This is a genomic window from Nocardioides yefusunii (assembly GCF_004014875.1).
GTDB classification, from domain to species: Bacteria; Actinomycetota; Actinomycetes; order Propionibacteriales; family Nocardioidaceae; genus Nocardioides; species Nocardioides yefusunii.
Genome location: NZ_CP034929.1, coordinates 620,628 through 630,830 on the forward strand (window position 1 = coordinate 620,628; position 10,203 = coordinate 630,830).

Below are 10,203 nucleotides of genomic sequence, written 5' to 3' on the forward strand. Positions count from 1 at the left end.
GGGGAAGAATTGGCGGTCCGGGGGAGTTGGACCAGTCAGAAACCGGACGGAAGGACGTGGTGTGAAGCGCGTCGCGATGATCAGCCTGCACACCTCGCCGCTCGACCAGCCCGGCACGGGGGACGCCGGCGGCATGAACGTCTACGTCCTCGAACTCTCCAAGCGGATGGCCGAACGCGGCATCGCCGTCGACATCTTCACCCGCGCCACCGACTCCTCCCTGCGCCCCGAGGTCGAGGCGGCCCCGGGGGTGCTCGTGCGTCACGTCGACGCCGGCCCCTACGAAGGACTCACCAAGTCCGAGCTCCCGGCCCAGCTCTGCACGTTCGCCCGTGAGGTCCTGCGCACCGAGGTGCTGCACGAGCCCGGGTGGTACGACGTCGTGCATTCCCACTACTGGCTGTCGGGGCAGGTCGGCGCCCTGGCCCGGGACCGCTGGAACGTGCCGCTGGTGCACTCCATGCACACGATGGCGAAGGTCAAGAACGCCGCACTCGCTGCCGGCGACAGCCCCGAACCGCTGGCTCGCGTGATCGGCGAGGAGCAGGTCGTGGACGCCTCCGACGTCCTCGTCGCCAACACCGACCTGGAGGCCGACCAGTTGGTCAGCCTCTACGGTGCCGACCCGGCCCGGGTCGCGGTCGTGCACCCCGGCGTCGACCTCTCCGTCTTCCGCAACCCCGACCGTGCCGCCGCGCGCGCCGAGTTCGGCATCGCTCCCGACGCCCTCGTCGTGCTGTTCGCCGGCCGGATCCAGCCGCTCAAGGCGCCCGACGTGCTGCTCAAGGCAGTCGCGGTGATGCTCGACGAGGACCCGTCGCTGCGCAGCAACCTGGTCGTCCCGATCGTCGGTGGCCCGTCAGGGTCGGGCCTGGAGCACCCCGAGGCGCTGGCCGACCTCTCGCACACCCTCGGTCTCGACGACGTCGTGCGGTTCGTCCCGCCGGTGGGCCAGAGCCAGCTCGCGAAGTGGTTCGCTGCTGCGACCCTGGTCGCGGTGCCGTCGCACAACGAGTCGTTCGGTCTGGTCGCCGCCGAGGCGCAGGCCGCCGGCACTCCGGTGGTCGCGGCCGCCGTGGGCGGTCTCACCACGGTCGTCGCCGACGAGGTCTCCGGCCTCCTGGTCGGTGGCCACGACCCCCGCGACTGGGCCCACGCGTTGCGCCGCGTCCTCGTGGATCCCGCGCTCCGGATGCGTCTCGCCGCGGGCGCGACCGAGCGCGCCGAACGTTTTGCCTGGGAACGAGCCGCGGAGGAGACCCTCGCGGCGTACACGTTGGCGGAGCGGACGCTCGCGTCCGCGCAGGCCGCACCGATCGCAGCAGGGGGACGACGATGACCGACCAGACTCCGGGTTTCAGCGAGGGCGCTCCGCAGCTCTCCTACGACCTCGACGTGGCTCGCACCGTGATCGAGTGGCTGGAGACCAACGAGCTCCCGGCCGAGGAGACCGCCCCGGGCGTCTTCTCGTTCTCGCTGCCCGGGACCAACAAGCTCCAGACGCCGGTGCGCATCGACGTCGGTCCGCACGCCCTGGGTGTGCACGCCTTCGTGTGCCGCAACCCTGACGAGAACCACCAGGTCGTCTACCGCTGGCTGCTGGAGAAGAACCTCCGCATGTACGCGGTCGCGTTCGCCGTGGACGCCGACGGTGACATCTACCTCGACGCCCGGCTCCCGCTGCACACCGTCACCCTCGACGAACTCGACCGCCTGATGGGGTCGGTGCTGACCTACGCCGACGAGTCGTTCAACCCGCTGCTGGAGATGGGTTTCGCGACCTCGATCCGCAAGGAGTGGGAGTGGCGCAAGCAGACCGGCCAACCCACGCACAACCTCGAGGCGTTCCGCGGCTGGCTCGAGTCCGGCGAGGAGCCCGCTCCGTCCTGAGCGCGCGGAGCGGGCCCTCCGTCCTCAGAGGTCGAGCTTGTATCCGAGCCCCCGCACCGTCACCAGACGCTGCGGGAGGCTCGGGTCGGGCTCGATCTTGGCGCGCAGACGCTTGACGTGGACGTCGAGGGTCTTGGTGTCCCCGACGTAGTCGGAGCCCCACACCCGGTCGATCAACTGCCCGCGCGTGAGCACCCGGCCGGGGTTGCGCAGCAACATCTCCAACAGTTCGAACTCCTTGAGCGGCAGCTTCACTTCGACGCCGTCGAGGGTGACGACGTGCCGTTCGACGTCCATCCGCACCGGGCCGGCCTCGAGGACGTCGAGAGCCACCTCGCTCTCGCCGCCGCGACGCAGGACCGCGCGGATCCTCGCCACGAGCTCGCGCGGGGAGTAGGGCTTGGTGACGTAGTCGTCGGCGCCGAGCTCGAGGCCCACGACCTTGTCGACCTCGTCGTCCTTGGCCGAGACCATGATGACCGGGACCGAGGAGGTCTGTCGGATCTGTCGGCACACCTCGGTGCCCGGCAGACCGGGGAGCATCAGGTCGAGCAGGACGATGTCGGCGCCGTTCCGGTCGAACTCGACGAGGGCGTCCGGCCCGGTCGCTGCCACGGCCACCTCGTACCCCTCCTTGCGGAGCATGTACGAGAGAGCGTCGGAGTAGCTCTCTTCGTCCTCGACGACGAGCACGCGGGTCATGGGGTGCCTTCCTGCTGGGCCGGGTGTGTGTCGGCCGGGTGGGTCTCGCTGGGGATGTCGGTGGGAATGTCGCTGGGAATGTCGCTGGGAATATCGGTGGGGGAGGTGCTGGGGAGGGTGAGGGTGAACGTCGAGCCCTGGCCCTCGACGGACCAGACCTTCACGTCACCACCGTGGGTGGCGGCGACGTGCTTCACGATCGAGAGTCCCAGACCGTTGCCGCCGGTGGACCGGTGCCGGGCCGGGTCGACGCGGTAGAAGCGTTCGAAGATCCGGTCGATCTCGTCCGCCGGGATGCCGATGCCTTGGTCGACGACCGCGATCTCGACGGTCTGGCCCTGGCCGCGCGTCTGCACCACCACGGTGGAGTGCGGCTCGGAGTAGTGCACGGCGTTGGAGACCAGGTTGCTCACCGCGGCGCTGATCAGTTGCGGGTTGCCGCGCACGAAGAGGCCGGTGTCGCCCCGCACGACGACGGAGATCTGCTTGGCGGTGGAAGCGAGGGCCGAGGTGTCGACCGCGATCCGCACCACCTCGTCGATCCCGACGACGTCCTGGGCTTCGGAAGGGTCGGTGTCCTGGAGCCGGGACAGTTCGATCACCTGGTGGACGAGGTCGGTGAGCCGGTCGGACTCCACCCGCAGACGGCCGGCGAAACGGCGCACCGCCTCGGGGTCGTCGCTGGCGTCCTCGATCGTCTCGGCGAGCAGCTTGATCGCCCCGACCGGAGTCTTGAGTTCGTGGCTGACGTTGGCGACGAAGTCACGGCGCACCGCCTCGACGCGGCGTTCCCGGGTGCGGTCCTCCAACATCGCCAGCACCAGCTTGGAGCCCAGGGGAGCGACGCGGGCGTGCACGGTGAGGGGAGCGGAGAGGTCTCGTTCGAGCGTCATCTCCTGCTCCCGGATCTGGCCGTCACGCCGGACCTGTCGCACCAGTTCGGCCAGCTCGTCGATCGCGAGCGCACCACCGCGCACCAGGCCGAGCGAGTAGGCGGGGGCCGAAGCCTTGAGCACCACGTCGTCGGTGTCGACGACGACGGCGCTGCTGCGCAACGTCGCCAGCACGGTCGCGACGTCGGCCGGGACGGACGGTTCGGTCGGTGTGGGTTCAGCGGTGCGCTGGATGCGCTCGGAGTGGATGTAGGTCCAGACCCCGACCGCGCCGACGAAGACGCCCACCAGGGCGGTGAGGGAGGCCTGCGTCGTCGGATCCACACCCGGATCGTACGACTTGCCGGAGGCTGTTCCGGCCGCTCGAGACGGGCGTCGGCCCAGTGTTCATCCGGCGTTCACCTGAGGTAGGGGCGCGGTCATCCTGGTTCCCTACGGTGCAGGCATGCGCGATGCCTTCACCGACCAACTCGACGCCGTCCATGCTGACCTCGCCCGTATCTGCGAGGCCGTGCGAACTGCGGTGGAACGAGCCACCCACGCCCTCTTCACCGGCAATGCCGCCGTCGCGGAGCAGGTGATCTCCGACGACGCCGAGATCGACCGGGCTCGCGAGCAGCTCGAGGAGCACGCCTTCGAGCTGTTGTCGCGCCAGGCGCCTGTGGCTGGTGACCTCCGCACGGTGGTCGCGTCGCTGCGGATGGTCGGCGAGCTGGAGCGGATGGGCGACCTCTCGGTCCACGTCGCCAAGATCGCCCGGATGCGGGTCCCGCAGGTGGCGGTGCCGGACGACCTGGTGCCGATGATCGGTCGGATGGCCCAGCTGGCCGAGGAGATGGTGCAGCAGGCCGGAGAGATCATCCGCGACCGCGACGCCGCTCGGGCCGCAGACCTCGTTCCGGACGAGGAGGAGTTGGACCGGCTGCGCAGCGAACTGTTCCGCACCCTGCTGGCCGAGGACTGGCAGCACGGGGTGGAGACGGCCGTCGACATTGCCCTGCTGTGTCGTTACTACGAGCGGATCGGCGACCACGCGCTCTCGTTGGCGACCCGGATCGTGTTCGTGGTGACCGGCCAACCCTCTCGCGAGGACTGACTGGTGCCCCAGGAGGGCCCACCGAACGCCGAGAGGGCCGGACGCATCAGCGTCCGGCCCTCTCGGGTGTGGTCGTGCGGGGTCAGCGACCCTGGTTCGCCACGGCGGCGGCAGCAGCGGCTGCAGCCTCGGGGTCCAGGTACTCGCCACCGGCGACCAGCGGCTTGAGGTTCTCGTCCAGCGTGTAGACGAGCGGCATGCCGGTCGGGATGTTGAGACCCGCGATGTCCTCGTCGCTGATGCCGTCGAGGTGCTTGACGATGGCGCGCAGCGAGTTGCCGTGGGCGGCGATGAGAACGGTCTTGCCGGCCTTCAGGTCGGGGACGATCTCGCCGTCGAAGTACGGCAGGAGACGTGCGATGACGTCCTTGAGGCACTCGGTGCGCGGCAGGTCGTCGCCGAGGTCTGCGTAGCGGGCGTCGCCCACCTGCGAGAACTCGTCGTCGTCGGCCAGCGCCGGCGGGGCGATGTCGAAGGAACGACGCCAGGTCATGAACTGCTCCTCGCCGAACTCAGCGAGGGTCTGCTTCTTGTCCTTGCCCTGGAGCGCGCCGTAGTGACGCTCGTTCAGGCGCCAGTTGCGCTTGACCGGGATCCAGTGACGGTCGGCGGAGTCGAGAGCGAGCGCAGCGGTGTTGATCGCGCGACGCTGCAGCGAGGTGTGCACGACGTCGGGAAGGACGTCGGCGGCCTTGAGCAGCTCGCCGCCGCGGACGGCCTCGGCGCGTCCCTTGTCGGTGAGGTTGACGTCAACCCAGCCGGTGAAGAGGTTCTTGGCGTTCCACTCGCTCTCGCCGTGGCGGAGGAGGACGAGGGTGTACGTCATCAGTGGTGGCTCTCCTGCTTCAGGTCGTTGCCGGACGGGCAGGTCTTCGGGCCGGCGTTGACGCCGGGGGTCTCGGCGAAGTAGCCGCAGTTGCGCACGACGGGGAGGTTGATGTTGACGGCCTCGCCGTTGGAGAACTGCATGGTGACGCGGACGAACTTGCCTCCGACGACCTTGAGGTCGGCGTCGTAGCCGGAGGTTGCGAGCTCCTCGGCGTGCTCCTCGCCTGCTGCGTGGTCGTGACCCTCGTGGTCGTGACCCTCCTCAGCGGCGGGGGTGGCCTCGGTGGTCTTGGAGGGCTTGGCCTTGGGGGCGAAGCTCTCGAAGGACTGGCCCGGGTCGGTGACCTGGATGGACGGGAGCTCGGAGGCTGCGTCGGCGAGATTGACGGCCTTGCGCTTGCCGACGGGGATCGCCTCGAACGGAGCAACGTCGACCTCGTCGGAGGTGACACCGGTGAGGGAGATCTCTTCGTCCTGGGAGCCGTTGTTCAGCGTGGCGACAACCACGCCACGACCGGCGATGTCGGTCACCACGTGACCGCTCAGGACGTCGACTTCCTGCGTACGGTCCTCGGCACCCGTGGCGACCGGGTAGTCCCGGTCAGTGGGGGTGTCGAAACCACAGGAACTCAGCACGGAGGCGAGGACGATCGCGGACGACGCGAACGCGGTCTTGCGGCGGTGAGACATCTGCATGCCCCCTAGGGTAGCCGGACCCGGCTCCCGGCGTCTTCCCGGGCCACGCTTCGGTGTGCAGGCTCTGCAGAGCAGTGCGGCACCGGCTCGCGGAGCACTGACGCACGTCGACCCGCGGTATGTCAAGGGTTCAGGCCCTCGATAAACGACGATTGACCTGCGAAAATACTCCGAGGGGTACCCACTCTGAGTGTTCCGGGTGCCCCACGCGGATGAGGGGACAAGAGCACATGGCTTACGCAGTAGGGGAGACGGTCGTCTACCCCCAGCACGGAGCAGCAGTCATCGAGGACATCGAGACGCGGACGGTCAAGGGGGTGGCGCGGCAGTACCTCGTGATGAGGATCGTCGCCCAGCAGGACCTGCTCGTCAGGCTCCCGTCCGACAACTGCGACCTGGTCGGAGTGCGTGACGCCGTGGAGGGCGAAGACCTCGAGCGGGTGTTCAGCACCTTGCGCTCCGCCGAGATCGACGAGCCGGCCAACTGGTCGCGTCGGTTCAAGGCCAACCAGGAGAAGCTCAAGAGCGGCGACGTGATCCGGGTCGCCGAGGTCGTGCGCGACCTGTGGCGCCGCGACCGCGACCGCGGTCTCTCCGCGGGCGAGAAGCGGATGCTGGCCAAGGCCCGGCAGGTGCTGGTCTCCGAGCTCGCGCTCGCCGAGCACACCAACGAGGACAAGGCCGAAGCACTGTTGGACGAGGTCCTCGCCTCCTGAACACACGTGTGACGCCGACGTCGGCCCCCGGGAAGACCCGGGGGCCTCGTGCGTCCACGACACCAACGGCTAGCGTGGGAGACGTCATGAGCGAGCACATCACCGACGACCCGTACGCCGACCTCCCCGACGTGGACGAGGACGGCAATCCTGTGGAGCCCGAGGAGGAGACCCTCTCGGTCTTCCTTGACCCGGACGCCCCCGACCCCGTCGGGATCCTGCTCGACGTCGACCGCGGCACCCTTCCCTACGCCCTGATCCACGGTGAGGCCCTCGTGACCGCCGCCGCCTGGGGCATGGGTGAAGCAGGCGTGCTGCCGGGCGACTCCGGCGTCCCGTGGGACGAGATCCGCGAGCACGTCGTCGAGACCGGCGCCACGCTGGTCCTCCACGACCCGCTCTGCCCGATGACGCCGGCCGCGTTCATCGCCGACTGCGTCGACCGAGCTCACCGCCAGCGCGTCGTCGTGGTGGGCGTGCGTCCGGTCACCGACACCGTGAAGACCGTCACCGACGGCGTCCTCGGCGAGACCGTCGACCGTGAGGACCTGCGTCAGGTGGTCTCCCCGATCGCGCTGCCGTCCTCGGTCGTGGCCGCCATGCCGAACCTGCCCAGCACCCACTTCGACGTGCTGGTGCCGCTGCTGCGTGAGCACTTCCCGATCGCGCTCGTCGAGGCTCCCGCCGAGGCGCGCCGCATCGTCACCGCGGACGACGTCCGGGTGCTCGAGGAACTGACCCGTCGCGAGACCGGCCCGCTGGGCTGATCGGCTGGGCTGATCAGCTCGTGACTCAGCCGAGGCGCTCCAGCAGTGCCTCGGCCAGCGCGACGTCCTCGGGGAACGTGACCTTGAGGTTGCTCGTGCCCGACGGCACGGCCGCCAGCAGGACCTCGGGGGCGTACTTCTCCAACGTGCTCGCGGTGTCGGTGCCCTCGAAACCGTCGACGGCAGCCGCACGGTAGGCGTCCAGCAGCGCGGAGGCCCGGAACGCCTGCGGGGTCTGGACGCCGGCCAACTGCTGCGGGCCCTCGCCGCCGGAGAGCGTCACGAGCGAACGGGCCGGGACCACCGGCACCGCGCCACCGACCTCGGCGGCCGTGGCGACCACCGCGGCGTAGAGCCGCGGGGAGGCCAACGGGCGGGCACCGTCGTGGACCGCGACGACCTCGACCTCACCCGAGGTGATCTCGGCGGCGACGGCCTCGATGCCCGCTGCCTCGGAGGCGTGCCGGCTCGCTCCGCCCGTGACCAGACGCACCTCGGTGCGCTCGTCCAGGTACGGAGTGATCGCGCCGGCGACCATGCCCTCCTCGCCCGGACGAGCGACCACGACGAGGTGGCGCAGGCCGGGCGTCGCCAGTGCGTTGCGCACCGAGTGCACCAGCACCGGGCGGCCTGCGAGCGGGAGCAGGACCTTGTTGACCGGGAGACCGGCGACGGTCGCGCCGACCCGGCTGCCCGCACCGGCAGCGAGGACGACCACCGCGCAGGGGGTCGGTCGGGCGTCGGTCGCGGGGGAGGCGTCGAGGGGGTTCGTCACGGGGTTCAGGGTACCGACCCGTCGTCGTGCCCACCCACCTCGTGGGGCGTCCGCGCAGGCGCGAGGGGAGGCGCTCAGGCGAGCGTCCCTGGAGGTCTGCACGGAGCAAGCGTTTTCCTGCGCGAAACATGACGCAACGAACTCACAACATCCGACTCCTAACGTTCGAGGTCGAGAGGAAGGAGCCGCCGTGACGAATCGTGTCGCAGGTGCCCCAGTGGTACCCCGCAGCCCGACCTCCGAGGTGAGGAGCGCGTGATGGGACGTGACTTCCAGCCCGTGTGCCAGCTCGGCGACCTGGAGTTGGGACGCGGTGTCGTGGCGCTGGTCCACGGCCAGGCCGTCGCCATCTTCCGGTTGCCCGACGACGTCGTCGTCGCGATCGGCAACCACGACCCGTTCTCCCGCGGGGCCGTCCTGGCCCGCGGCATGGTCGGGGTCCGTGACGACGTCCACTTCGTCGCCACAGCCACCCACCGTCACACCTTCGACCTGCACACCGGACGCTGCCTCGACGACCCGACGGTGACGGTGCCGTCGTTCCCCGCGAAGGTCGTGGACGGCACGGTCCTGGTGGGGCCGCGGACGGAGCGTCGTGCCAGCGCCTGAACCAGTGCCTGAGGGAGTGCTCGGCGCAGTACGCGTCGGCGTGACCGCCACCCGCAGCGCCAGCGAACAGGTCGGTCTGCTGCGCCGCCACGGGGCCTCCGTGGTGTGGTCGCCGGTCCTGGCTCCCGAACACACCTCGTGGGCGGCGGAGTCCGTCGAACTTCTCGACGCCGTGGCACACCGTCGCGTCGATGCCCTCACCTTCACCTCGACCTCGGCCGTCCGCGCGCTGCTGCGCGGTGCCGAGCAGCACGGCATGACCGAACTGGTGCTGACCGCGATGAGGGAACACGTCGCCGTGGTCTGTTCCGGCGTTGACACCCAGGCCGCACTCGACGCCGTCGGGGTGCGGGCCGCTGCCACCGCAGGCGCTGGCGTCGAAGAGCTCGTCGCGCTGCTCGCCCGGGTGCTTCCGGCCGAGGGGGACGACGCCACGATTCGCCTCAACGACGGCCGGTTGCTCACCGTGGGGGGCAGCGGAGTGCTGGTCGACGACTGTCCGGTGCGGCTGACCCCGGCACCCGCCGCGGTGCTGCGGGTCCTGGCCCAGCGTCCCGGACACGTCGTGGGGCGTGCTGAACTGCTCGGCTCGTTGCCCTCGGGAACAGCCGGTTCCGAACACGCCGTGGAGACCGCCGTGGCGCGGTTGCGTCAGGCCGTGGGATCGGCGGCGGTGCAGACGTTGGTCAAGCGGGGGTACCGCCTGGCCGTGGGCTGATCAGCTCTCGACGGCCACGACCAGCGCGGTCGCGATCGCGGCCACACCCTCGCCGCGGCCGGTCAGGCCGAGGCCGTCGGTGGTGGTCGCGGAGACCGTCACCGGCGCACCGACGGCGGCGCTGAGCGCAGCGGCCGCCTCGGCACGGCGCGGACCCAGACGCGGACGGTTGCCGATCACCTGGACCGAGACGTTGCCGATCTCGAAGCCCGCGGCACGGACCCGTCGTGCGGTCTCGGCCAGCAGGGTCGCCCCGGCCGCCCCGGCCCACTCGGGCTCGGAGGTGCCGAAGTTGCTGCCGAGGTCACCGATGTCGGCAGCCGAGAGCAGGGCGTCGCAGGCGGCATGGGCCGCGACGTCGGCGTCGGAGTGTCCTTCGAGGCCCTGGGCCTCGTCGGGCCAGGCCAGTCCGGCGAGATGCATCGGGACCCCGTCGACGAGGCGGTGGACGTCGGTGCCGAGGCCGATACGCGGAAGTGCAGTCACGTCCTCATGATGCCTGAGCAAGAATCA

13 protein-coding genes are annotated in these 10,203 nt (G+C 70.2%); 7 read left to right on the forward strand and 6 right to left on the reverse strand.

The genetic code is table 11. The features are described from left to right. Nucleotides 1-61 precede the first annotated feature (61 nt). Nucleotides 62-1,339, forward strand: a complete 1,278-nt coding sequence (gene mshA, locus EOV43_RS02745) for a D-inositol-3-phosphate glycosyltransferase (RefSeq protein WP_417626109.1) — start codon at nt 62-64, stop codon at nt 1,337-1,339. Beyond that, a complete protein-coding gene (locus EOV43_RS02750) occupies nt 1,336-1,890 on the forward strand; it encodes a type III secretion system chaperone family protein (protein WP_128219574.1) in 555 nt (184 codons plus the stop codon). The genes mshA and EOV43_RS02750 overlap by 4 nt, the downstream gene beginning before the upstream one ends. 24 nt (nt 1,891-1,914) lie before the next feature. Here the strand turns inward: EOV43_RS02750 and EOV43_RS02755 are convergent, their stop codons facing one another. Beyond that, nucleotides 1,915-2,592, reverse strand: coding sequence for a response regulator transcription factor (locus EOV43_RS02755; protein WP_128219575.1), 678 nt, complete (start codon nt 2,590-2,592; stop codon nt 1,915-1,917). Then, nucleotides 2,589-3,809 (reverse strand): sensor histidine kinase, encoded by a 1,221-nt coding sequence (locus tag EOV43_RS02760; RefSeq protein WP_128219576.1) that lies wholly within the window; start codon nt 3,807-3,809, stop codon nt 2,589-2,591. Before EOV43_RS02760 ends, EOV43_RS02755 begins: the two co-directional genes overlap by 4 nt. A 121-nt stretch (nt 3,810-3,930) precedes the next feature. Between EOV43_RS02760 and phoU the strand changes: the two genes are divergently transcribed. Then, entirely contained in the window at nt 3,931-4,581 is a 651-nt protein-coding gene (phoU, locus tag EOV43_RS02765; protein WP_128219577.1) for a phosphate signaling complex protein PhoU, read from the forward strand. Nucleotides 4,582-4,663: 82 nt separating this feature from the next. Here the strand turns inward: phoU and EOV43_RS02770 are convergent, their stop codons facing one another. Both EOV43_RS02770 and EOV43_RS02775 read right to left on the reverse strand, forming a co-directional pair. Beyond that, nucleotides 4,664-5,407, reverse strand: coding sequence for a phosphoglyceromutase (locus EOV43_RS02770; RefSeq protein WP_128219578.1), 744 nt, complete (start codon nt 5,405-5,407; stop codon nt 4,664-4,666). Next, entirely contained in the window at nt 5,407-6,105 is a 699-nt protein-coding gene (locus tag EOV43_RS02775; protein WP_128219579.1) for a hypothetical protein, read from the reverse strand. Before EOV43_RS02775 ends, EOV43_RS02770 begins: the two co-directional genes overlap by 1 nt. 230 nt (nt 6,106-6,335) lie before the next feature. Here EOV43_RS02775 and EOV43_RS02780 point away from each other — a divergent pair, with 230 nt between their 5' ends. Continuing rightward, nucleotides 6,336-6,821 (forward strand): CarD family transcriptional regulator, encoded by a 486-nt coding sequence (locus tag EOV43_RS02780; RefSeq protein ID WP_128219580.1) that lies wholly within the window; start codon nt 6,336-6,338, stop codon nt 6,819-6,821. An 86-nt stretch (nt 6,822-6,907) separates the two neighbouring features. Continuing rightward, the gene (locus EOV43_RS02785) at nt 6,908-7,588 is read left to right on the forward strand and encodes a 2-C-methyl-D-erythritol 4-phosphate cytidylyltransferase (RefSeq protein WP_128219581.1); all 681 of its coding nucleotides are present in this window, start codon (nt 6,908-6,910) and stop codon (nt 7,586-7,588) included. A gap of 25 nt (nt 7,589-7,613) precedes the next feature. On the opposite strand, the gene EOV43_RS02790 is transcribed toward EOV43_RS02785, so the two are convergent. Continuing rightward, nucleotides 7,614-8,363 (reverse strand): IspD/TarI family cytidylyltransferase, encoded by a 750-nt coding sequence (locus EOV43_RS02790; protein WP_128219582.1) that lies wholly within the window; start codon nt 8,361-8,363, stop codon nt 7,614-7,616. A gap of 258 nt (nt 8,364-8,621) precedes the next feature. Between EOV43_RS02790 and nirD the strand changes: the two genes are divergently transcribed. Continuing rightward, on the forward strand, nt 8,622-8,972 hold the full coding sequence (gene nirD / locus EOV43_RS02795; RefSeq protein WP_128219583.1) for a nitrite reductase small subunit NirD: 351 nt from the start codon (nt 8,622-8,624) through the stop codon (nt 8,970-8,972). Between the two features lie 4 nt (nt 8,973-8,976). Beyond that, nucleotides 8,977-9,690 (forward strand): winged helix-turn-helix domain-containing protein, encoded by a 714-nt coding sequence (locus tag EOV43_RS02800; RefSeq protein ID WP_164878634.1) that lies wholly within the window; start codon nt 8,977-8,979, stop codon nt 9,688-9,690. On the opposite strand, the gene ispF is transcribed toward EOV43_RS02800, so the two are convergent. Beyond that, complete coding sequence (ispF, locus tag EOV43_RS02805; protein ID WP_128219585.1) at nt 9,691-10,176, reverse strand: 2-C-methyl-D-erythritol 2,4-cyclodiphosphate synthase; 486 nt, start codon at nt 10,174-10,176, stop codon at nt 9,691-9,693. Nucleotides 10,177-10,203 lie beyond the last annotated feature (27 nt).

Excerpts from the sequence above, each read along its gene's own strand:
- EOV43_RS02750 (WP_128219574.1), top strand. The coding sequence starts at position 1,336 with ATGACCGACCAGACTCCGGGTTTCAGCGAGGGCGCTCCGCAGCTCTCC.
- EOV43_RS02755 (WP_128219575.1), bottom strand. The coding sequence starts at position 2,592 with ATGACCCGCGTGCTCGTCGTCGAGGACGAAGAGAGCTACTCCGACGCT.
- phoU (WP_128219577.1), top strand. The coding sequence starts at position 3,931 with ATGCGCGATGCCTTCACCGACCAACTCGACGCCGTCCATGCTGACCTC.
- EOV43_RS02770 (WP_128219578.1), bottom strand. The coding sequence starts at position 5,407 with ATGACGTACACCCTCGTCCTCCTCCGCCACGGCGAGAGCGAGTGGAAC.
- EOV43_RS02775 (WP_128219579.1), bottom strand. The coding sequence starts at position 6,105 with ATGCAGATGTCTCACCGCCGCAAGACCGCGTTCGCGTCGTCCGCGATC.
- EOV43_RS02780 (WP_128219580.1), top strand. The coding sequence starts at position 6,336 with ATGGCTTACGCAGTAGGGGAGACGGTCGTCTACCCCCAGCACGGAGCA.
- EOV43_RS02785 (WP_128219581.1), top strand. The coding sequence starts at position 6,908 with ATGAGCGAGCACATCACCGACGACCCGTACGCCGACCTCCCCGACGTG.
- nirD (WP_128219583.1), top strand. The coding sequence starts at position 8,622 with ATGGGACGTGACTTCCAGCCCGTGTGCCAGCTCGGCGACCTGGAGTTG.